The organism is Domibacillus sp., from assembly GCF_031181085.1.
Taxonomy (GTDB): domain Bacteria; phylum Bacillota; class Bacilli; order Bacillales; family Domibacillaceae; genus Domibacillus.
This window is the reverse complement of sequence record NZ_JAPSLE010000016.1, coordinates 1-23,409: the sequence shown is the minus strand read 5'-3', so window position 1 is coordinate 23,409 and position 23,409 is coordinate 1. Positions and strand designations below refer to the sequence as shown.

Below are 23,409 nucleotides of genomic sequence, written 5' to 3'. Positions count from 1 at the left end.
CAGGATCAAACTCTCCAAAAAGTGTTTGACTTGCTCGTTTGTTTCTATATAGATGACGGGCATCTTTTATAGAAGTTTAATTCTTAAAACGTTGACGTTTATTTTGTTCAGTTTTCAAAGATCAATTTCAACTGTCACCTCAAGAGGCAACTAAACCATCATACCACGAATAAATTTTAAAGTCAACAACTTTTTAATCGAAAGTATGATTCGAATCCATCATTGTTTAAATTAAAACTTACTTTGTAACTGCCGTTTTTCAGCGACAGGAATAACAATATATCACTTTTAACTTTAATCAGTCAACAGTAATTTTTGGAATTTACATTACATCAATATAATTTTTGTTGCGGATTAAATATTGTTGTTTTCATTGTTGTTTTCATTGCTGTCTTAGCGACGGATTAATACTTTACCATGGATTAATCTCTATTTCAATAACTTTTACTGCTGTTTTTATTATCTTAATTATCCCTAAGGCGATTTATCGCTAAAAATCATAAATAGAGGAATGAACTGCATTTTTTTTTGGAACACTCCAGGTCCAGATATAAAAAGCTTTTGCTCTTAAGAGCAAAAGCGACGTCTTAATAGGAAGCTGTTTTTATCTGTCTATCGTCTTCATATGCTATTGCGCCTTATTCAAAAGAAACGCCTTACCAGCCAGCAGCTAGCTTGTAAAAAGCCTGCGCCGTTTTGGTCAGTTCCTTATAGGACTCCTCTGTTTGAAGCTTCACAGGATTCACAAGAGCGCTGCCCAGCCCGGCTGCTGCTGCGCCGGCTTTAAAGTAGTCCCCTATATTATCGAGAGTGATACCGCCTGTTGGCATAAGCGGGATATGCGGCAGCGGCCCTTTTAAATCTTTAAAGTATCCAGCTCCCATTGCACCGGCTGGAAAAACTTTAATTAAATCTGCACCATGTTCATACGCTGTTAAAATTTCGGTTGGCGTCAGTGCGCCTGGAATGCTGATTACACCGTAGCGCTTCGCCATTTTAATCGTTTTCACATTAACGGTCGGAGAGAAAATAAATTCCGCTCCCGCCATAATGACGGCACGGGCGGTTTCCGGGTCCAGCACTGTGCCGGCTCCGACAATAATATCGTCACCAAATGCTTCTTTTACTCCTTCGATCACAGAACATACTTTAGGCGTATCGGCTGTGATTTCAAGCGAGACAATCCCGCCTTCTTGCAGCGCCCTTGCCATTGGTATCACTTGTTCCGGCTGGGCGCCGCGAATCACTGCGACCAGCTTACCTTCTTTTAATCGTTCGAGCTGATTCATGTATGTTTCTCCTTTCTACCTCGTTACATCATCCGATCCGCCATTCATAAAAGAAAACAGGTCCGCTCGATTTGGCAGCCCTTCGACATCTCCATTTACCATGGTCACTATTGCACCCATTGCATTGCCGCGTCTGGCCGCTTCCTCAACCGACAGTCCATCCAATAAAGCTGATAAAACGCCGGCCGCAAACGCGTCACCTGCACCGATTGGATCGATCACTCTCTCCACATAAAACCCGGAAACATGCTCCACTGCTTTTCCTCTTTGCGATACAAGACACCCTTCTTTTCCGACTTTCATCAGGACAATGTCTGCACCGAGATCATGAAATGCTTCTACATAAGCGGCTCTATCTTTTTTACCAAATAAAAATTCGGCCTCCGCTTCACCCGGCAGCACAATGTCGCTTTCTGCTATATACCGTTTGATCAGCCGGCGTGCTTCTTCTTCACTTTTCCAGATTTTCAGACGCACATTTGGATCAAACACAATCTTTACCCCGTTCGCTTTCGCCAGCCGAATCGCTTTGTCCATGACAGACTGGCACGATTCACCGAGAGCCGGTGTAATGCCGGTTATATGTAGATAAGCGGCTCCTTTAATCGCTTTTTCCTTTATATGATCCGCCATTAGCTGGCTGGCAGCGGAATCTTTCCGATAGTAATAAACGCGCGTATCATTTGGACGGCGAAATTCTTTAAAAAACACACCGGTCGGCGCCTGCTCATCGCGTGTAACATACGATACGTCCACACCTTCCCCGCGAATAAAAATCTCCATTGCATCACCGAATTCGTCCTCACCTAATCGGCTGATCCAGCGCGCTTTATGGCCAAGGCGGCTTAATCCGATGGCAACATTGGATTCCGCACCGGCAAACTTCATAGAAAAAGAATGAGCATGGCGCAGCTGGCCTTGCTCATTTGGTGAAAATAGGGTCATCGTTTCGCCCATGGTTACAACATCCATGTTCATCCTCTTCTTTCTTGTTTATGATCTTCCTCGTACATGATTGGACAGCGTGCCAATTTTTTCGATCGTTACATCCATTTGGTCTCCGTCCTTCAGCCACACTTTTGGGCTTCGACCCATTCCAACGCCCGGCGGTGTTCCAGTCGCGATTAAGTCTCCCGGCTTCAGCGTCATAGATTGCGATAAGAAGGAAACGATTTGTGGAACCTTAAAAATCAAATTGCTCGTATTGGAATCCTGCATCGTTTCCCCATTCAATGTCAGTGAAATAACTAGATCGTGTGGATTCCCGATTTCGTCACGCGTCACCACATACGGTCCGGTCGGCGCAAAAGTGTCCGCTGTTTTGCCTCGTGACCACTGTCCATCTGCAAACTGCAGGTCTCTGGCACTCACATCATTCATGATCGTATAGCCAAAAACGAATTCTTCTGCTTCTTCCTCTGAGACATGTTTTGCTTCTTTGCCGATTACGATAGCCAGCTCCGCTTCAAAATCGACTTCGTTTGAATTAATGGGTATTTCTACAGCGGTGTTATGACCGGTTAACGCATTCGCATATTTCGAGAAAATAACCGGAGATTTCGGCGGCTCCATACCTGTTTCATGGCAGTGGTCAATATAGTTCAAGCCGACACAAATGATTTTTTCCGGTGAAGCGATTGGTACGTCAATTTCAATATTCTCTAAAGAAAAAGACGGCTGTCCATCAAGAGAAGGAACTGCGCTCCCCCGCTGGATAAATGTTTTGATGCAGGGTGGATACGTTTCAGGATCCATTGCCGTTAAGCTGGTGATGTGATCACCCCGGACAACGCCGAGGTGATGTTTTTCTTCCGCTGAAAACAGGGCTAATTTCATTCTTCTTTTCCGCCTTTCTTACGTGAGGGCATAAGGCGTTTGTTCGCCTTTTAAAACTTGCACAATATTTTTCGCTGCTTTTTGGCGCAGTTCCACCATTGCTTCTTCTGAATACCAGGCACTGTGCGGTGTAATGATGACGTTATCCATTTGAAGAAGCGGGCTTGTTTTGCTGACTGGCTCTTCTTCTGTTACATCGAGTGCGGCACCAGCAATCACACCCTGCTCAAGCGCATCAATGAGCGCTTTTTCATCAATAATTGGGCCTCGGGCTGTGTTAATGATTACGGCGTTTTTCTTCATTTGACTAAACCGTTCGGCGTTCAGTAAATGATGGGTTTCTTTAATAAGCGGAACGTGAACAGACAAGTAATCTGACTCTTTGATGATTTCATCCAGCTCCATTTTCCGAACGCCGGCCGCTGCCATCTCTTCGGCTGACACAAATGGATCGTAGGCGGCAGTTTGGAACCCTAGCGGTCTTACTTTTTCAATAAAGCGGCGTGGAATCCGGCCGAAGCCGAGTACGCCGACGGTTTGTTTATTAAAACGGTGGATCGGCACGCACGCTTTAAAATCCCAATTTCCCTGCTTGACCTCATTGTTTAATAGGGTCACTTTTCGAGCCCATGACAGCAGCAAGGCGAGTGCATGATTCGATACCTCTTCCATTCCGTAATCCGGCACGTTCGCTACGGTAATGCTTTTTGCCTGAGCAGCGTCGATGTCGATTGTGTTCACACCGACACCGTATCGGGAAATGACTTTTGTTTTTTCAAGAGAGTCGATTACACGTTTTGAAATAGGTGCATATTGGTTTAAAAGAGCATCCGCATCTTTTGCATGTTCGATGATGTCTTCTTCTGTTTTGCATTGCTTCTTAATAAATTGGATGTCGAGACCGCTTTCATTGAAAACCTGCTCTTCGTACTCAAGATGGGCAAATTCATAATCCGTCAGCAATACTTTAAAAGTCATGTGATTCCACTCCTTTTCTTAGTTCATGGGTGCTTCTTTTACGATTTTGGCGATGCCAAGCCCCTCGGCTCCAAGCTTTGACGTTTTGGCATCCGGGCAGTACCGTTCAATCATTTGGATGCCGATTGATGCGCGGCGCACACGCTCCTGGGTAAGAGAGATATTCGTGCTTTCCCACTGCTTTCCTGACGGATATACATCAGGATGGTTGCGCAAACCGAATTTAATGTAAACCGGCGCGAGCACCCGGATGATTTCCGGAATTTCATAATAACGGAGGAAGCCGCCAAAATTGTCCGGCACTTCTACGTATAAATCAATGGGAATATCGATGGCCTGACGGATCGCTGCGAGCTTTGACAGCGTTAACCCGGTCGGCACGTTGTATGTATCCGCTCCGATGTCCTGCATAAGCCGCACTGACACAGGGTTGGCCGATCCCATTTGAACCGACACTTTCACCACAAAATCCTCCGGCAGCTGCCCTTGTTTTTTCATTTCTTTCGTCAGGAGCAAAAGTCCTTCATCGGCAACAAGTGCTCCGCGAAGACCGAGTGCCGCACCGCGCTTTAAGTCTTCCATCGCGTATACAAGCTGGTTTGCTCCTTCATGGCGAAGTGCCTGCGCTTTTCCGGCGGCAGTAAGCGGCCCTGCACTAATATCCCATGTTCCGCGTGGACCGACAAACAGGCTTAACTCAATGCCACGTTCTGCTGTCAGCTCGCACATTTCCTTGATTTCTTCATCGGTTTGCAGCATGATACCGCTCCCCTGCGAAATGCGGTGAATGGTCAAGCCAAGACGGTCAATTTCCGCCAGCGTCGCTTTTAATGCTTCCGGCCCTTCGACACTTGGAAGCTCAATTCGGTATTGCGCACCGTCTGGAAAGGTTTTGGTGGATGTGGGCAGTTCACCTGGATCGGACGATGGATAGCCTAAGCTCTCTAAAAATTCGCGTGTTTCTTTCATAATTAAACCCCTTCTTTCTCGTTTATTGTATTTAAAATAGCAGCTGTTTTTTCCGTTAAATCAGCTGGATACACATCAAACGGAGCGCGGTGTCCGGCTGGCTGGTCAAACCAGCGCTGATGAACGGCTTCTTTCATGGCTGTAAAAAACGTCGGACAGACGGCATAGATGTCCATTAACTGAGACAGATGCTGATGCTGGCGCTCTGCTTCATGCAGCTCCCCCTGCTGATAAGCATTATATAAATCAACAGAGATCTCCGGCATAAAAACAGCGCTTCCATTAATACTTCCATCTGCGCCGATCATTTGGCCTGGAAGCAGGTGATCATCAAAAGCGGTAAAGACGAGAAAATCAGGCCGAATTTTTTTCACAAAAGCAATGACCTGCCGGATATGACCGAAATCGCTGATCGTTTCTTTAATGCCGGCAATGTTTGGGTAAGCTGCCGCAAGCTTTTGAATAAGCTCGACGGATAACGTTTGGCCAGTCAGCATCGGAATATTGTAAAGGAACACCGGCAGGCTCGTTTCAGATGCTAAAGCAGAGAAAAAGCGATACAACTGCTCTTCCGACAGCTTCCAATAGTACGGGCTGACCGCAAGCACCCCGTCCGCTCCCTGCTCTTCGGCATAACGGGTCAGTTCAATCACTTCTTTTAATGCTGAGTGGCCGACTCCGACCATCACCGGCACGCGTCCGTTAATGTGCTTGATCATTTCGCGCACATACAGCTTTCTCTCTTCAATCGTCAGAGAAGAAAATTCTCCAGAGCTTCCCATCAAAAGAAGTCCATCTACATTCCGTGACAAAAGCTCGTCCAAATAACGCTTATTCAAAGGAATATCTAAATTTCCCGCTTCATCAAACAGCGTGACAACCGGCGGTATAATGCCATGAAAAGTCATTTTGCTCCTCCTTTACCATTCCGCTATGCTGCCATCTTCATGGCGCCAGATCGGATTTTTCCAGTCGTGGCCGATTTTTGCCGCTTCTTTTACTTTCTCTTCATTAATATGAATGCCAAGACCCGGTTCATCTGAGATGCTGACATATCCGTCTTCATAATGAAAAACGTCCGGATTGGTTATATAGTCTAAGATGTCCATGCCCTCGTTGTAATGAATACCGAGGCTTTGCTCTTGAATAATAAAATTCGGCGTCGAGGCGTCCAAATGAATAGAAGAGGCAAGTGTCATTGGACCAAGCGGACAATGCGGCGCAACCGCCACATCGTACGCTTCTGCCATCGCCGCAATCTTTTTCCCTTCTAAAATACCGCCTGTATGAGATAAATCCGGCTGAATAATATCGACATATCCGTCCTGGAGCAGTTGCTTAAAACCCCATCTCGTATACATACGCTCACCTGTCGCAATTGGGCATGTTGTATGAAGCGCAATGTCGCGAAGTGCTTCATTGTTTTCCGGCAGCACCGGCTCCTCAATAAACATAGGACGGTATGGTTCCAGCTCTTTCACAAGGGTTTTCGCCATTGTTTTATGGATACGGCCGTGAAAATCAACACCGATGCCAAAGTCTTTGCCGAGCGCTTCGCGAATCGACGCGACTCGCTCGATCACTTTTTCCACCTTAGAAAAACTGTCGATGTAATTCATTTCTTCGGAGGCATTCATTTTCACAGCTTGAAACCCTTGCTTTTGCTTTTCAATCGCCGCTGCCGCAACGTCTGCCGGCCGGTCGCCGCCGATCCATGAATAGACTTTGATTTTTTGACGCGCTTTACCGCCAAGCATTTCATACACAGGGATGTTGTAATATTTTCCTTTAATATCCCAAAGCGCCTGCTCAATACCTGAGATGGCACTCATTAAGATGGGGCCACCGCGATAAAAACCGCCGCGGTACATCGTCTGCCATAAATCCTCAATTTCATTCGGGTTGCGGCCGATCAACAGGCTTGAGAGCTCTTCCACCGCTGCTCTGACCGTTTCCACGCGTCCTTCTACAACAGGCTCTCCCCAGCCGGAGATTCCTTCATCCGTTTCTATTTTTAAAAACAGCCATCTTGGCGGCACTTTATATAATGAAAGGTTTGTAATTTTCATTGCGTATCTCCTTCATCGGGAAAGTGGATTACGACCCTTTGATGAACACGGTTTTAATCGCGGTAAAAAATTCTTTCGCTGCTTCACCCTGCTCACGTGACCCTGAGCTTGACGCTTTCATGCCGCCAAATGGCGCCTGAAGCTCCACACCAGCGCTTTCTGCGTTAATACGCACCAGGCCTGCTTCGATTTCATCAATAAATTCAAGGAGAGAGCTGATATTTGATGTGAAAATAGAAGCGCTTAACCCGTATTTTGTATCATTCGCCATTTCAATGGCTTCTTCAAGATCAGCTGCTTTAATAAGGGCAACGACTGGTCCAAAGATCTCTTCCTGTGCAATCGCCATATCTGTTGTTACATTTTCAAAAATGGCAGGTGTCACAAAAAATCCATTATCATATTCACCGCCTGTCAGCACTTCACCGCCGTGAATTAATGTGGCTCCTTCCTGACGGCCTTTTTCAATGCTTTCTGTTACGGTATTAAACTGACTTTCACTTGCACACGGTCCCATCCATATTCCTTCTTGCAGGCCATTTCCAACTGTAATTTTTTCAGTGACTGCCACAAGCTTTTCTTTAAACTCATCGTAGACCGCTTCTTCTACAATCACACGGCTCGACGCTGTGCATTTCTGGCCTGAAGAACGGAAACCGCCGCTGATTACAGCTTCTACTGCCTGGTCGATGTTAGCGTCTTTCGTAACGATAACCGGGTTTTTCCCGCCCATTTCAAGCTGGAACTTAATGCCTCGGGCAGCCGCTGATTTGGCGACGTTCTGTCCGACATTTTCTGAACCTGTAAACGTGATGGCATTTAAAAGAGGATGATCAATCAGCCCCTGCCCAATTACCGAACCCGAACCGGTAATAAAATTAAAAACCCCTTCAGGCAATCCTGCCTCCACAAAGCACTCGGCAACTTTCGCTGCTGTTACCGCGCCTTCTGTTGCCGGCTTCCAGACAATTGTGTTTCCATAAACAAGAGCCGGCGCAAATTTCCAAATCGGAATGGCGACTGGGAAGTTCCAGGGTGTAATCACTCCAACCACACCTAGCGGCGTACGCTTTGTAAACATAAGCGCATCTTTATCCGATGAAGGAATAACATCTCCTTCTTTTCTCATTCCTTCGCCAGCATAATAACGCAAAATAGCTATACCGCGCGCTGTTTCCCCTTTTGCTTCTGGGAGGGTTTTGCCCATTTCACGTGTCATTGTTTCTGCGATATGATCCAGGTTTTCTTCTAAAATATTGGCAGCTTTAAATAAAAACTGTCCGCGTGCTGCCTGGCCGATCCGCCGCCAAGCTTTCTTCGCCTTGTGTGCTGCTTCAACCGCTTTGTTCAAATCCTCTTCCGTTGACTTTTGCACGAGCCCTACAACTTCTTTTGTTGCCGGATTAATGCTTTCAATCGTTTCATCGGAAGAACTGGCTATCCATTCATTATTAATGAAGTTTTGATAGGTTTTCGTTTCAAATGTAGTGAGTGTCATCGTTTCGCTCTCCTTTGGATTAAAATGTTGGTCCAATGCGCCAAATACCGAAATCATGCTGCTTCAGGATTTCTGACTTTGTCAGCTTTCCATTTGATACAGCTTGAATTTCATCCATAATCCGTGTGCCCACCTGGGCGACAGTTTCTTGTCCATCTACAATCGTGCCGGCATTTAAATCCATATTTTCATTCATTCGTTCAAACATAGGAGTATTGGTTGAAATTTTAATAACCGGAGCAATGGGCGAGCCGGTTGGGGTTCCGCGCCCGCTCGTAAACAAAACAATCTGGGCGCCGCCTGCCACCATTCCAGTCAGCTGCTCGATGTCATGGCCCGGTGTATCCATCCAGACAAGCCCTTTTTTCGTTGGCTGCTCCGCATAATCAATGACTTCTTCCAGCCTGGTAGTGCCTGATTTTGTCGAGGCACCAAGTGACTTTTCTTCTAAAGAGCTCAGGCCCCCTTCAATGTTGCCGGGACTTGGATTTCCTGTACGAATGTCTACGCCCATCTCAATGGAGCGGTTTTCCATCATTTTAATGACGGCATACGCTTTTTTCGCTACCTGGTCATTCGCTGCCCGGTTTGCAAGCAAGTGCTCCGCACCGATTAATTCTGTCGTTTCTGCCAGGATGGCCGTGCCGCCCTGCTCTACAATCATATCGCTCGTGCGGCCGACAGCTGGGTTCGCTGAAAGACCCGAGCATGCATCTGAGCCTCCGCATTCCGTTCCGATTATCAGCTCACTGAAATCGCACAGTTGACGCTGGACCATAGAGGCATCCTGTACCATCTTTACCGCAATTTTGGCGACTTCCGCAATGGTTTGAAGCGTGCCTCCGTGCTCCTGAATCGAAACCGTTTGGACCGGCTTGCCGCATTTTGCGATTTCATCGCCAATCCGGTGAGCCTGATGGGTTTCGCAGCCAAGTCCCAGCACAATGACACCGTATACATTTGGGTTCATGCCCATGCCCGCATACGTTCTAGCTGTTTGATCGTAGTCGGTTCCTACCTGGGCGCAGCCGTGCTGATGAATAAAAGTAACGGTTCCGCTGACGAGCTCCGTTACACGCTGAGCGGTCTGCGTTGCGCATGTAATCGTCGGTAAAATGAGTACATGATTGCGGACACCGACGCGTCCATCTGGACGCCGGTATCCCCAAAACTGCATTTTTTCAGTTGGCAATTTTGTCACCTCTTCCCCGTTTTCCTTCCAAGTTGTGTATGTGAACATGGGTGCCCGCCGGAATATCGGTCACGGCTGCCCCGATCACTTCCCCATATTTGATAATGTCCTCCCCCTGCCGGATTGGTTTGACCGCAAATTTATGACCAAACCGGATCGGCTCTGTAAGAGTCAGGGAGCGTTCTTGGTCATCCACCTTCACGGTTACCTCTGTATGGGCAGGGATCTCATCCAATGCAACTGCCACACTGTCCTTGCTGCTCAAATATAACGTTTTGTATCCGCTCATGCCGCCACCTCTTTAATTTACTTGAACCGCTGTTTCACTTTGCTTCACCGGGTTGCTCAAAACGCCGATACCTGGAATTTCAATTTCGATTTGATCCTGGTCCTGCAGCGTAAATTCGTTTGGCGGCACCACACATGTGCCTGTCAAAAGAACCGTTCCATCGAATACCTCGTTATCCCGCACTAAATATTGAACAAGTTCATCCAAGGTTCTCTTCAGCTGGTTTACGTGAGCAGAGCCTTCAAATACTTTTTCTTCATTTCTGAAAATTCTGCAAATAATTTGCAATTCATATGGATCTTTCACGGCTTCTTTTAATAAAATCGCCGGTCCGATGGAGCAGGAATTTTTCCACATTTTTGCTTGCGGCAAATAGAGCGGATTTTCTCCTTCTATGTCACGGCAGCTCATATCATTGCCGACCGTATAGCCGAGTACGTTTCCTTCTTTATCGAGTACCAGGCCCAGCTCCGGCTCTGGGATCTGCCAATTAGAATCTGAACGAAGGTACACTGGATCGTTCGGTCCGACTGTACGGGCAGCCGTTGATTTGAAAAAAATCTCCGGCCGCTCTGCATCATACACTTTGTCGTAAAACGTTTCGCGGTCAAGCTTTCCTTGTGTCGCTTCGTAATTGCGTGCTTCTTTGCTTTTTTTGTATGTGACACCCGAAGCCCATACTTCCGGGGCATCGATTGGTGTGGTCAGAACGAGTGACTCGATTGCTTTTCCTTCTCCTTCTAGACTCGATTGTTTTACAATATCAAATACTGTTTTATTATTTGAACGAGCAGTGGCCACGAGTGCCATAAAGTCTGCGTATGGCAAATCCACTGCTTGGTTCTCTTCGGTCACAACAGCCAGCTGTTTTTGGTTTTCATTCATATAGCGAATAACTCTCATTGTTATATCCTCCTATGTGATGAACCATCACCGTTTATATTTTTTGATATTCATAGCCAAGAGCTTGAGAAATTTTTGAGGCACACCCTTTTAACATTTCCACATATTTTCCCTGCACTTCCTCTTTCATTTTGGAAGAAGGCATCGACATTGAAATAGCGGCAATGACTTTTCCTGAGTAATCTTTGACTGGAACCGCCATACAAAAGATCCCCGGCTCGTTTTCTTCATTGTCTACTGAATAACCAGCAATCCGGGCCTGCTCAATAACAGATAAAAATTCTTCTTTGGACCGGATCGATTTTTCCGTCGGTGTTGTATATTTATAGCCTTCAAGCAGCTGATTCAGCTCTTCGTCTGATTTTGTCGCAACCAGTGTTTTGCCGACTGCACTTGTGTGAAGCGGGACTCTCCGCCCGACTTTCGAGTATAGGACGGTTACGCCGCTGCCTTCTACTTTGTCAATATAAACGCCCTCTTGTCCGTCCAGTACCACAAGATGAACCGCCAAATTTGTTGCTTCTGAAAGTTCTTCCAGATGCTTTCTGGCAACGTTTCTTACATCCAAGTGTCCAATGACTAAGCTGCCTCGCTCAAAAAGCTTTAAACCTAGCGAATACTTTCCTGTTTCATCATCCTGCTTAATATAGCGTTGTACTTGAAGCGTTTTCAGCAAGGAATGAACAGTGCTTTTATGCAGGTTCATTCTTTTGCTGATTTCTGTAATCGTTAACTCGCGATCGCGCTCGTCAAATAAATCCAATATTTTCAATGCTCTCTCCACTGACTGGATAATAGGCATTTTGCTCACTCCCGTTGTCATTTATTTTAGTGTACCGGATTTTTGACGAGCCCGCACTTTTTACTTCGCCGCTTGTGTTTGTTCAAACAGCAGAATATCTTTTTCGTAATCGTGAACTGCATCTTCCACTACTGCAAGGGGTACAACGCCGTTTGCGGCATCGGTATGGCCATACATTCGATTGCTGGCTGCGACCATTTTCTGTCTTACTTTCATGCGCTGTTTTCGCTCTGCCGCTAAGCTTGCCCGCTGCTGTTTTAGTTCTTCCTCAAATGAGTGGACAATTTCACCTTGTAACAGCTTGTCCACCTGAACAAAGTCAATGCGTCTTTTGCGAAGCTGCAGGTGAACGATATCACCCGTCTGCAAAAAGCCAATCCCGCCACCTTCATATGCTTCAGGCGTCATATGCCCAATTGCCGCCCCGTAAGTGACACCTGAATACCTGCCGTCACTTATAATAGTAGCCAGTTTTTTCATGACGCGGTTTGCATTGATGTGCTGCATTGGCGTAAACATTTCCGGCATCCCGAATGCGACTGGTCCCTGTCCGGCAATGATAACGCTGATTTTTAAGATTCCTTCCTCTGCCATATAATCAAACAGCTCGTCATATGGCTTGTCGTGATGGTTCTGCCAATTTTCTTTGCTGTTATACTTCAAGGAAGCAATCAGCCGATCATGAGCGAATAACTGCTGGTCGCGGATGGTAGACAGAAGTTCTGTATCAAGCAGGCTTTTATTCGCATCATCCTCGTTTTCATAGTAGAGCACAAAAGCGAGCTTATCATCAAACAAATCAAGCTGCGGCGTGGGCATTCCGCTAATCTTTACAACGGCGCTCTCAAAGAAGTTGCCTTGCAGCACATCCACCCCGCTGAAGCTGCGGCGCGGTGTCGATAAAATGACCGGGTTTTCTTTTACATTGGCTGCCTGCAGACTGCGGGTAATCACCAGCCGCTCCCGCCATGTTTTGGCGGCGACAGTCGGGGCATCCTGATCCATCGGCACACCATGCTCAAGCAATTCATAAAATAGTGTTTCCATTCCTCTGCTTGTCCCGCTGCAGCACTGCATAGCAAGTGAATAAATGTCCCGTCCTTCTGTCAGGCTGTAATCAAACAAATCAGGAATCGGATGCTCATGATGAATGCGATCTAAATCCCAGAGGCTGAACTTATAGCCCGCATACAGCATGCCTGCAACCATATGCATCATTAAGTTTGTTGAGCCGCCGGAAGCGCTGTGAATGCGGATCGCATTTTTTATATTGGTACCGACAATGTTGGCTACGCCGTATTCTTCTTTGTTAATCATGTGGGCAAAGCTGTCGAGAACCGAGTTAATTTGGCGCTGCGTCGGCGGATCAGTTAACAATTCTACTGCTGGATGAACAAGGCCCAACCCTGCTACTAAGTGCCGTGAGCTGTTGCCTGTTCCGTTAAAAGCACACACACCGCCCTGCCCATCACATGTTGCGACCGCGAGCCGCATTTCAAAATATTTATGCTGCTCTTTCGTTAAAATTCCCCGTTCATACGCCCGCTCGAATACACCTTGAAAAGCCGTATTGGACGAGCATTGCAGAATGTAGGCCATTGTATCGCGCAAATCGAGTGCGACATCCGCCGCTCCCTCTGCTTCCGCTTTTCTTGCTAAATTTTCAAGCTCTACTATTACATCATCTGGAATAGAACCTCCCTCTAACACATGGGCTGGTGCAAAGGTAGCAAAAAATGGGGCTTCTCCACGCTCACGGCGGACGCGGTCAACGTGGGCTAATGCGCTGACCACTCCAAGCGGCTGCTTATCACACCCCTGGATCACGAATGCGCCATGATAACTGTGGGCTTCAAGCTGATTAACAACCATCTGGGCAACCGCGTTCCGGCTTTGCAGAGAATAACTCATCCCTTGATTGCTTTGAGCTGTTCCATCACACATAACCGGTGTTGAAAAGTAAAACGGGACCCCGCCGTTTTGCCAGATACGGATTGCTGCTCTTGCAGACGTTTGATAATCCATAATGTGAGCTGGATGGTCGGAAGACCCGCCGATAATCGCGATGCGCGGAGCATTTTTTTCTAAACGCATATAAATTTCTTCCAGCGTCCAGTCCGGTTTTCCTCCCTCATATGTAGAACCAAGCACTTGCTTTGACCGATCAAGCAGCCCGGCGACTGTAATCGGTTCGTTTGCTTTTCCCTGCACATTATCCCGATACGGGTTAATGTCATTTTCAATCAATGGATATAAGTGGGTCATACTCGTGCTCCTCCTTTTTTAAAGTGAAAGCGGCTCTAATGATGAGATAATTTCCAGGTTTGGATTTTGTTCCGCTTCCTCAATCATGCTTTCTGAAATACATATTTCTCCGATTTCTAACGTATTTTGAATCCGGACAAGCCGCACTTTCGACAAATCAAAAGCATTGCAGGTTTTGATCGCTGCTTTCACCGCCAGCTCTTTCGTTGCTAACACCATCGGCAGCTTAATTACTTCAATAACAGTACTGGTAAGAGCATTGGCATATCCTTTTTCCCAGGCAATTTGGTCAACGACTTCTTTTGTTGTCATATGGGCCATCCCGATTCCATTGGCATTGCCATGCGTTTTCTCGGTCAATCCGAGAACGACAGTCCGCGCTATATCGGGACCGCCCGATGCATATGGCGTGGCAAAATTGCCGGTAATATTCGGATCCATACCGTCACCTGAAATGTCTTTGCCAAGCTCATTTACTATGAGCACATCAAACTTGTCAAAATGAATTTTCGGCATAAGTGATTTGGCTTCCAGCAGCAAATCCGGCTCTGCTTTTTCCAAATCTTCTGCCGGTACTGCGACGATTTTGGCCGGCCTGTCATAAGCATTTTCCAATATGGCTAGACCGAAAATGATCGGTGCTTTTGACAAGGAGATTTTCGCCATTTCCGGAACATGCTCAGCCATGTATTTAAAGCTGTATGCATGTGCGGCTTCAGCTCCTTTTTGTTTGCCGAGACCGATTGTGATCATTTTCATTAAGCCGCTTTCCACAGGCCCGCGAAAAGCAGTATGCGGCTTGATTCTGTTGATCACGATAATCTTGTCCGCTTCAAAAGCAAGCTTGTCCATATAAACAGGAAGTCCATTCGGCAATTGGCCAAGCTTTTCTACTTCCATCGAAGATTCTATAGGTGCTCCAACCGCTGCTTCTGTAACTCCTAATTGAAGCAGCACATCCACTTGTCCTTCCGCTGTCGCTCCCCCGTGGCTCCCCATTGCAGGTACGATAAACGGCTCCCCGCCCGCTTTTTTCACAGCGGCGGCTGTTTCTCTGACGAGTATAGGAAGATCTGCGACACCTCTGCTGCCGACAGCAATGGCTACATGATCTCCTTTTGAGATTCTTGATAAAACACCCGCTTTCTTTATAGCTTCATGTACCTCACTCGCTGTATCAGCGAGTGAGGGTGCATGAAATTTCTGCCTTACTTTCACCATTTTTGGTAATTGGATTTCTCGTAAAAGTTCCGCAATAATATCCATTATTTGATCTCCTTACTGAAGCGCGGGATTAATTACCGCGCACTTTTTCAACTTCGGCCATCATTTCTTCTACAAGATCAGCACCAAACTTTTTCGCATATTCGTCTGTTACCGGCTGAATGATTTCTTTCATTTTTTCCATTTCCTCTGGTGTTACCTCGTTGATTTTCATTCCTTCTTCTTTTAAAGTTTTTAGTGCTTTTTCATTTTCCTTTTGATTCAATTCACGCTGATACTTGCCCGCTTCTTGTGCTGCCTCGCTCATAATCTTTTGTTCTTCTTCCGACAAGCCATCCCAGAACTTTTTGCTGACAAGGAAAACAAACGGTGTGTAAACATGTTTTGTAATGCTCAAGTAGTCTTGTACTTCAAAGTACTTTTGTGTTTGGATCGTTGCGAGCGGATTCTCCTGGCCGTCTACAGTGCCTGTTTCCAGCGCGGTAAATACTTCAGAGAAAGCCATCGGCGATGGATTCGTCCCTAACTTTGAAAAAGCATCTAAATGTACTTCATTTTGCATGGTACGGATTTTAAGGCCTTTAAAATCAGCAGCTGTTTTCACTGGGTGTTTGCTGTTTGTTAAATTTCGGAAGCCGTTTTCCCAATAACCAAGACCAACTAAATCATGCTCCGGCAATTTATCTAAAAGCTTTTGGCCAACTGCACCGTCAAGGACTGCATACGCTTCTTCTTCACTATTAAAAACGAATGGGAAGTCATAAATGCCAAATTCCTTGATCGTTCCCACGAGCGGGGAAGTGGATGGTACCGTTACCTCCTGCATGCCGGCTTGAAGTGCTTCTGTCATTTTTTGATCATCACCGAGCGTAGCATCAAAAAAGTTTTGGACCTTCATTTTTCCGCCGCTTTTTTCTTCAACCAGTTCTTTGAATTTGATCATTCCCTGTCCTTGTGGATGTGTTTCACTATTGCCAATTCCAGCTTTGATTGTTCTTACCTGAACGCCTTCCGTTGAAGCGCTTCCAGTTTTGGTTGTGCCGCCTCCATCATTCCCGCAGGCACCCAGTAGTAAAACTCCCGGCAGTACCACGCCAGCCGCTAAACGTTTCAGCCAAGTATTCATCCTCATTCCTCCTAAGCTATTGTTCATACCAGTACCTAAACCCAATTCTCAGTTTCTCCCTCCTAGGATGTAAACCATTCAAGCGGAACCAGCACCAATGAAGGGAACAAAATTAATAAAATTAAGATAATAATTTCTACAAGCAGGAAAGGCCAGATGCCTTTCATCAAATCTTCCAAGCTTATTTTACTTACTCCGCACATCACATTTAAGACCGTTCCAACCGGCGGTGTAAGCAGTCCAATCGCGTTGTTCAAAATGAAAAGGACACCAAAGTAAACAGGATCAATACCTGCTGCATCAATAATCGGCATTAAAACAGGCGTTAAAATTAGAATGGTCGGTGTCATATCCATCGCTGTTCCAACCACGATCACCAGCAGATTAATCATCACTAGTAGAAGGAGCGGCTTATCCAAGAACGGTTCTAACATTCCAATAACCTCTCCTGGTAGATTAGCTACTGTAATCAGCCAGGATGAAACGAGGGCGGCTGCCACTAGAAACATGACGACACTTGTCATCTTGCCTGCCTGAACAAATACATTGAATAAGTCTTTGACTTTCAGTTCGCGGTATACAACAAGACCGACAAATAAGGCATAAACAGCAGCTACGACCGCCGCTTCTGTCGGTGTAAAGACGCCAAATTTCAATCCTGCAATGATAATAACTGGAAGGAACAGAGCCCAGATTCCATGGCGGAGTGCTGCAAGCATCTCTTTGGCCGATGCGCGGGGCTGCACCTCTACCTTATCCTTGCGGGCAACAATGGTCCATGTAATCACCAGACCGATAGCCATCAATATGCCCGGCACAATTCCCGCCATAAAGAGCTGGGTAATCGATACACCACTTGCTACACCGAAAATGATAAAACCGATACTTGGCGGAATAACCGGAGCAATAATTCCTCCTGTAGCAATCAGCCCGCTCGCACGATTTACGTTATAGCCCGCTTTAGCCATAATTGGAATTAAGACGGCACCAAGGGCAGCTGTATCGGCTACAGCTGAACCAGAGATACTGGCAAATAATAAAGCCGCAATGATAGCTACATAGCCAAGGCCTCCTCGGATGTGGCCGACTAGTGTCATGGCCATTTCAACGATCCGCCGCGATAGTCCTCCTTGATTCATTAACTCTCCCGCCAGCATAAAGAACGGAATCGCCATAAGGGGAAAGTTATCTGCACCGCTGATGAGGTTCTGCGCGATAATCTGGCTGTCAAAAATACCAAGGGCGTACATTAAGATAACGCTGCTTACGAGCAAGGCAAAGGCAATCGGCATTCCTAATGCCATTGCACCGAGTAAAGATCCGACAAATACACCGATCATGCCTTTTTCTCCTCCTTGCTTATCATGATGTCGTCTGTCACAAATTCGTCTTCGTGAAGGGCAATCAATTCTTCTGAATCGCTGATCTTAACTAAATCCTCATCTTTGATTTTGTTAAATATTACTTGATACAAGTTGTGAATGGTCATGATTCCCATAGCAACGCTGACTAAAATGCCTGTCCCATATACAAAAGCCAGCGGCAGGCCTGTAGCTGGCGCCTTGCTGTCAATGTTAATCATCGTCATCTTCCAGCTGCCGTCAAGGACAAGGTAAAGGACGAGTAATATCAGTAAATCACTGATCACGATGACGACTTTTTTCATCTTAGTAGGAAGCCGCTTAATCAGCATATCCACGCCTAAATGTTCTTTGTTTTTAAAGGCGCCAATGGCACCGAGAAACGTCAGCCAAATAAAAAGGTACCGCGACATTTCTTCTGACCAGGTAATACCTGAATTGAAAAGGTAGCGAAGAACTACGTTACCGAATACGAGAACGACCATCACTGCTAGAGCAAGAGCCATGATAATGTTCAAAGTGTTTTCTAGGGACCTCGATAGTTTATTCATCTTATTTCTTCACTCTCCTTATTAAAGCGCTTTCTTATTCTGCTTTAATTTTTTCAACCAGCTCTTCTGCCCACTCATTTTCTTTGAAAACATCATCGTATACAGGCTTTGCTGCTTCTTCCATTTCTTTTGCAAACTTTTCATCTGGCGTTGTAAATTTTATGCCATTTTCCTCAAGGAACTTTTTATCTTCTTCATAGCTTTTTTCCAGCAAGTCAAACTCATATTCAGCAGCTTCTTTGGCAGCATTTTGAATAATATCCTGCTGTTCTTTTGTTAATCCATTAAAGAATTTGGTGTTAACAATATAAATATTTGGACTGAACATATGCTTTGATTCCAGTACATCTGTTTGTACTTCGTAGTATGCTGAATTTCTTAAAGTAGCAATTGGATTGTCTTGAGCATCTACTACATTTTGTTCAAGCGCTGTAAATACTTCAGAAATAGGCAATGGACTTACGTTTGCCCCAAGCGATTCACCTAATTTAATATAGTTTGGAATGTTCGGCATTCTGAGACGCAGTCCTTCAAAATCTTCCATGCTTTCGATCGTGCGGTTGCTTGAGAACATTCTAAATCCATTTGCACTCCATGCAAGTGGAGTAACTCCATGTTTCGGTTCTAAATCAGCGGTTATTTCTTCACCGATCGGACCATTTAATACATTCTTTACATGCTCGAAATCTCTAAATAGAAACGGCCATTCAGGAACACCCATCTTTGGAATATCTGCCTGCATAATTAAGCCTGGAATGCCCATTTCGATTGTTCCGTTTCGGACTCCGTCATAAAATTCTTTTTCAGCTCCCAGTGTACTGTTTGCGTAAATCTGAACTTTTAATTGACCTCCACTCTCTTCTTCTACCATCGTTTTAAATTTTTCTTTTAATGCGATATTTTGTGGATGGTCTTCTGCAAAGTAGTTAGCCACTTTAATAGTTTTTGTCTGCCCTCCTCCTGAAGCAGCTTCTTCGGAACCGTTACATCCTGCAAGAATCATTGCACTCGTCACAGAAGCAGCTAGCACACCAAGAAACGTTTTTTTCATTTTGTCCTCCCTGAATTGGCTTATTTTTTATTAATGGAACCTCTCGCCGCAAGTAGTTTTATAATATAAAACCACGTTCTCATAATTAATGAGAAAAGTTTTCTGCTTATTCCTTTCCTGCCAACTAAATTTGAAGCGCTTACATAAAGACTATAAAAAATAACTTGAAAGGAAACAACTTCAATTTTGTTTTACATTATAGAACAATGTTTTATAATTTATAACCTAAGCTGATTATAACTACCTCATTTAATGGGTGTCAATACATTTTTAAACTATTTTGACAATTTGTTTTTCTGTTTAATCATGAAGGAATTTAATTAGCTTAAAATACAGTCATGACTTCTCTTCTTTGCTTGCGATTGATCAATTTCTTCTTTAAAAACAAGGACATTCAGGTCCGTTTTACTCTCTAAATGCTTCCAGACTTCTGTATACACATTCTTTAATGGCATCTTCCATTTCACAGCAATTGCTTTACAATCTTCCTACTCTGGAGCACGCTGCACAATGTCCCCATCCATAAGGCTATATTTAACCATAAACGGCCCCCATTTCGTTTCCAGCTAGATAAACTGCCTTTCCAGACGGTGGACAGTAAGCGGATAATAACAAACGCCAAGAGTCGTCGTTTCATGAAATAAAACAGCTTCCATTTTAGGAGCCGCCTGGGCAGCACAAAGAACCCGAAGAAGCACACCAGGACGGTTTTTCTTCATGTAAATCGGTGTGTAAAATACATCGTTGGCGCCTGCTTCCAATAATGTATCTATAACATAGCCGAGCCATTCTCCTGATATGTCATCTAAGTTAACTTCCATTCACTGTCTTTATGCTCTTCATTCGGCGGACGATGGCTGTTCATACTTGTTCATCCCTTTCCAATAACTACTCTCAACACATTTGGACGGTCTTTAAATGTTTTCGTGCCGGCACCATAGCCGATTTTTTCAACCGTCATAGATGGCATTGTGCTAAATGAGTCAGCTAATACAGCCGCAATTGCTGCGCCAGTCGGTGTTGCAAGCTCGACTTTAACGGCTGTTTGCGCAATAGGGACACCTTTTAAGATTTCCAGTGTGGCTGGTGCGGGAACCGGATATGTCCCGTGGTCAATGTGAATATGGCCGCTTCCAGTCGGAATCGGAGAACAACAAATCTTGGTGACGCCGAGCTGATCAATTAAAATGGCTGTCCCAACGATGTCGATGATGGAATCAACAGCGCCCACCTCATGAAAATGGACACGCTCAAGCGGCAGACCATGAATCTTTCCCTCCGCTTCGCCGATCTTTTTAAAAATGAACAGGGCTGTATCTGTAACCGCTTTGTTGAATCCGGCTGCTGCAATCATTTCAGCGATTTGTTTATACGCCCGGTGGTGGTCATGCGAATGACTATGGCTGTGGTCATGATCATCATGTGAATGATTATGGTCGTGACTGTGCTCATGATGGTCATGTGCATGGCTGTGGTTGTGGCCCTGATCATTATGACCATTCTTTTCTTCTTGATTCAGCTCTATATCAAATTTAACAGCAGTAATACCATTTTTGTTTACAGTTTTTTTTGAAAGTGTATATTCACCTTCCATGTTCAGTTTTTTTAGTTCTTCCTCCATTTGAGCAAAATCGGCACCAGCGTCTAGAAGAGCACCAATAACCATATCGCCGCTAATCCCTGAAAAACAGTCAAAGTATAGTATTGTCATGTCGTTTCTCCTTTGTTGTTATATGCAAGACGGTGAATGAGCACCGCATTGTAAGCAGCTCCAAAACCATTATCGATATTTACCACACTTACTCCGGATGCACAGGAATTTAGCATCGACAGCAGTGCAGATAATCCATTAAAGTTAGCTCCATATCCAATGCTGGTCGGCACAGCAATAATCGGATTTTCAACAAGACCGCCCAGCACGCTTGGCAGTGCACCTTCCATGCCGGCAACACAAACCGAAACAGCTGCCTCGCGTATCTCGCTAATATGATCAAGCAGCCGGTGAAGTCCTGCCACGCCCACATCGTAAAAACGGCGTACCGGTACACCGAGCGTCTCTGCTGTAACCGCTGCTTCTTCTGCGACTGGCAGGTCTGACGTACCCGCACATATAATAGCGATAAAACCTTCTCCAGACGGCTTCTTCGTTACGAAAGACAATGTTTGAGCGATTTCGTTATACGATAGATCCGGCAGTTCATTCAAAATAAACGCTGCTTTTTCCTTGGAAACACGCGTAGCAAGCACTTCATGACCGCGCCCTTTCAGCGACTTGATAATCGTCAAAATCTGCTCAGCCGTTTTTCCTTCCCCAAAATGATTTCTGGAACTCCCTGTCGTTTATGCCGGTGATGATCAATTTTCACAAAACCGAGATCTTCATAAGAAGCCAGCTTTTCTTTTGCTTCGGCAGCGGTTAATGTTCCGCTTTCCACACGCGCTAAAATATCATCAATCACGTTTTCCACCTGCTTTTGCTTAAAATATTTCAGCATCCTTTACCCGGAAATATCCAATCGGGTGCATGCTGAGTCAAGTGTATATCAGCTTTTGATTATGTATTTTGTTCTGGCCAAATCTATCGCTGCTGTTTGGATACTGGGCTTTATTAGACACTTTTCAGCCATTCCGTTTCTTCCTTCTTTAATGACTGATTCATACTGCCGCTCCTGTAGCCAGCGAGGTCAAGTGATACATATTTATAGCCAAACTGTTTCAGACGTTTATCAATTGCCGCGTGATATTCGAGTATAAGGGCAATATCGGCAGGCTCTACTTCAATCCGGGCAATCTCTCCATGCGTACGGACACGCACCTGGCGGATCGAAAGTGACTTTAAGTATGCTTCTGCTCTCTCCACTTTTGTTAACTTTTCTTTTGTAATCTCTTCCCCATAAGCAATCCTCGAAGACAAGCAGGCGAATGACGGCTTATCCCAAGTTGGCAGATGAAACTGTTGTGACAAACGGCGAATTTCTTCCTTAAACAAATTGGCTTCCTGCAGCGGACCGCGGATTCCTTTTTCTTTTGCTGCTTTCATACCCGGCCGAAATTCATTCATATCATCAGCAATGACCCCGTAAACAATGTTTTGAAAACCGTGACCCTCTAAAACTGGAATTAAATGGTCAAACAAACTGCTTTTGCAAAAATAACAGCGGCTATGATTGTTTTCTGTGTAGCCTGGAATGGAAAGCTCTGATGTTTCAATAACAAGATGAGGTGCGCCAATTTGTGCAGCAAGTGCCTGTGCTTCTTTTAATTCACTCGATGGATACGTTTCTGAATCAGCTGTAACTGCGAGCACATTTTCTTTGCCCAGCGTGTCGACGGCAGCTTTTAACAGGAAGGTACTGTCCACGCCACCTGAAAAAGCGACAACGACTGATTGCATTTTCTGAAGAATTTCTTGCAGCTTTTTGTATTTTTCTTCTGCCATCTTTGGTCATCCTTTCTCTTAAATTATTATATTCTTACACCTTTCATCTAAGCGAGTGTCCTTTTTACGAGACAGACTTCCATCTCAAAGTCTTTTTGATAGCGCTTACTTTTTTTGCAGACAACTGACTTGACTACATTAACTGCCATCAAACTGCTTTCTTTTCGCTTATATTACAAAATAGTTCTCCATCCGTTCTTCTTTTTCCTTTAAAAATAATATTTTTCTACTAGCGGAATAAGAATATCCCCTTGACCTAATCTCTTGTGTGACAACTCTTCCTTGTTGCTTCTTCGATTTGATTGTCAACATTCAATCGGAAAACTTTCTTAAGAGATAAAAGTTTGTATTATGTGGTGGTTACTTAGTAGTCTGTGTATTTCCTTAATATAGATTGACGCCCCTATTTTGGATAAAATCGATCTGAAAAAACAAAAAAAAGGACAGCTTTCGCTGTCCTCACTGTTTGCCTGGCGGCGTCCTGCTCTCACAGGGGGAAACCCCCAACTACCATCGGCGCTGAAGAGCTTAACGGCCGTGTTCGGGATGGGAACGGGTGTGACCTCT

General features: G+C 45.1%; 21 protein-coding genes, 1 rRNA gene and 1 pseudogene. All 23 read right to left on the bottom strand.

Features of this window, described 5'->3' with window-relative positions; all coding sequences use genetic code 11:
• Positions 1-656: 656 nt before the first annotated feature.
• Entirely contained in the window at positions 657-1,289 is a 633-nt protein-coding gene (locus RIN81_RS15540; protein WP_309091718.1) for a bifunctional 4-hydroxy-2-oxoglutarate aldolase/2-dehydro-3-deoxy-phosphogluconate aldolase, read from the bottom strand.
• A gap of 15 nt (positions 1,290-1,304) precedes the next feature.
• On the bottom strand, positions 1,305-2,261 hold the full coding sequence (locus RIN81_RS15535) for a sugar kinase (RefSeq protein WP_309091716.1): 957 nt from the start codon (positions 2,259-2,261) through the stop codon (positions 1,305-1,307).
• 21 nt (positions 2,262-2,282) lie between these two features.
• Complete coding sequence (locus RIN81_RS15530) at positions 2,283-3,125, bottom strand: fumarylacetoacetate hydrolase family protein (protein ID WP_309091713.1); 843 nt, start codon at positions 3,123-3,125, stop codon at positions 2,283-2,285.
• A gap of 18 nt (positions 3,126-3,143) precedes the next feature.
• The gene (locus tag RIN81_RS15525) at positions 3,144-4,103 is read right to left on the bottom strand and encodes a C-terminal binding protein (RefSeq protein WP_309091711.1); all 960 of its coding nucleotides are present in this window, start codon (positions 4,101-4,103) and stop codon (positions 3,144-3,146) included.
• Positions 4,104-4,121: 18 nt separating this feature from the next.
• Positions 4,122-5,072: a U32 family peptidase gene (locus RIN81_RS15520; protein WP_251272940.1), complete on the bottom strand. Its 951-nt coding sequence runs from the start codon at positions 5,070-5,072 to the stop codon at positions 4,122-4,124.
• Positions 5,073-5,074: 2 nt separating this feature from the next.
• Positions 5,075-5,980 (bottom strand): dihydrodipicolinate synthase family protein, encoded by a 906-nt coding sequence (locus tag RIN81_RS15515; RefSeq protein WP_309091708.1) that lies wholly within the window; start codon positions 5,978-5,980, stop codon positions 5,075-5,077.
• A gap of 12 nt (positions 5,981-5,992) precedes the next feature.
• Positions 5,993-7,141, bottom strand: coding sequence for a galactonate dehydratase (gene dgoD / locus RIN81_RS15510; protein ID WP_309091706.1), 1,149 nt, complete (start codon positions 7,139-7,141; stop codon positions 5,993-5,995).
• A 28-nt stretch (positions 7,142-7,169) separates the two neighbouring features.
• Positions 7,170-8,639 (bottom strand): alpha-ketoglutaric semialdehyde dehydrogenase GucD, encoded by a 1,470-nt coding sequence (gene gucD, locus RIN81_RS15505; protein WP_309091704.1) that lies wholly within the window; start codon positions 8,637-8,639, stop codon positions 7,170-7,172.
• A 19-nt stretch (positions 8,640-8,658) separates the two neighbouring features.
• Positions 8,659-9,816, bottom strand: a complete 1,158-nt coding sequence (locus tag RIN81_RS15500) for a UxaA family hydrolase (RefSeq protein ID WP_309091720.1) — start codon at positions 9,814-9,816, stop codon at positions 8,659-8,661.
• 4 nt (positions 9,817-9,820) lie between these two features.
• Complete coding sequence (locus tag RIN81_RS15495; protein WP_309091701.1) at positions 9,821-10,120, bottom strand: UxaA family hydrolase; 300 nt, start codon at positions 10,118-10,120, stop codon at positions 9,821-9,823.
• A 12-nt stretch (positions 10,121-10,132) separates the two neighbouring features.
• The gene (locus RIN81_RS15490) at positions 10,133-11,023 is read right to left on the bottom strand and encodes a fumarylacetoacetate hydrolase family protein (protein WP_309091699.1); all 891 of its coding nucleotides are present in this window, start codon (positions 11,021-11,023) and stop codon (positions 10,133-10,135) included.
• A gap of 34 nt (positions 11,024-11,057) precedes the next feature.
• Positions 11,058-11,825, bottom strand: coding sequence for an IclR family transcriptional regulator (locus RIN81_RS15485; protein WP_309091696.1), 768 nt, complete (start codon positions 11,823-11,825; stop codon positions 11,058-11,060).
• Between the two features lie 60 nt (positions 11,826-11,885).
• A complete protein-coding gene (locus RIN81_RS15480) occupies positions 11,886-14,090 on the bottom strand; it encodes a dihydroxy-acid dehydratase domain-containing protein (protein ID WP_309091694.1) in 2,205 nt (734 codons plus the stop codon).
• An 18-nt stretch (positions 14,091-14,108) separates the two neighbouring features.
• Entirely contained in the window at positions 14,109-15,356 is a 1,248-nt protein-coding gene (locus RIN81_RS15475) for a nickel pincer cofactor-dependent isomerase, group 22 (protein WP_309091692.1), read from the bottom strand.
• 28 nt (positions 15,357-15,384) lie between these two features.
• On the bottom strand, positions 15,385-16,446 hold the full coding sequence (locus RIN81_RS15470; protein WP_309091690.1) for a TRAP transporter substrate-binding protein: 1,062 nt from the start codon (positions 16,444-16,446) through the stop codon (positions 15,385-15,387).
• A gap of 56 nt (positions 16,447-16,502) precedes the next feature.
• Positions 16,503-17,780, bottom strand: coding sequence for a TRAP transporter large permease subunit (locus tag RIN81_RS15465; RefSeq protein WP_309091688.1), 1,278 nt, complete (start codon positions 17,778-17,780; stop codon positions 16,503-16,505).
• The gene (locus RIN81_RS15460) at positions 17,777-18,352 is read right to left on the bottom strand and encodes a TRAP transporter small permease (RefSeq protein ID WP_309091683.1); all 576 of its coding nucleotides are present in this window, start codon (positions 18,350-18,352) and stop codon (positions 17,777-17,779) included. Before RIN81_RS15460 ends, RIN81_RS15465 begins: the two co-directional genes overlap by 4 nt.
• 34 nt (positions 18,353-18,386) lie before the next feature.
• Complete coding sequence (locus tag RIN81_RS15455) at positions 18,387-19,403, bottom strand: TRAP transporter substrate-binding protein (RefSeq protein ID WP_309091681.1); 1,017 nt, start codon at positions 19,401-19,403, stop codon at positions 18,387-18,389.
• 566 nt (positions 19,404-19,969) lie between these two features.
• On the bottom strand, positions 19,970-20,224 hold the full coding sequence (gene larC2, locus RIN81_RS15450; protein ID WP_309091679.1) for a nickel pincer cofactor biosynthesis protein LarC2: 255 nt from the start codon (positions 20,222-20,224) through the stop codon (positions 19,970-19,972).
• Positions 20,225-20,274: 50 nt separating this feature from the next.
• Entirely contained in the window at positions 20,275-21,114 is an 840-nt protein-coding gene (gene larC / locus RIN81_RS15445) for a nickel pincer cofactor biosynthesis protein LarC (protein WP_309091677.1), read from the bottom strand.
• A pseudogene (larB, locus tag RIN81_RS15440) lies at positions 21,111-21,862 on the bottom strand (nickel pincer cofactor biosynthesis protein LarB). Before larB ends, larC begins: the two are co-directional and overlap by 4 nt.
• Before the next feature lie 149 nt (positions 21,863-22,011).
• Entirely contained in the window at positions 22,012-22,842 is an 831-nt protein-coding gene (larE, locus tag RIN81_RS15435) for an ATP-dependent sacrificial sulfur transferase LarE (RefSeq protein WP_309091673.1), read from the bottom strand.
• A 468-nt stretch (positions 22,843-23,310) separates the two neighbouring features.
• Positions 23,311-23,409 (bottom strand): 5S ribosomal RNA (gene rrf, locus RIN81_RS15430); the annotation flags it as partial.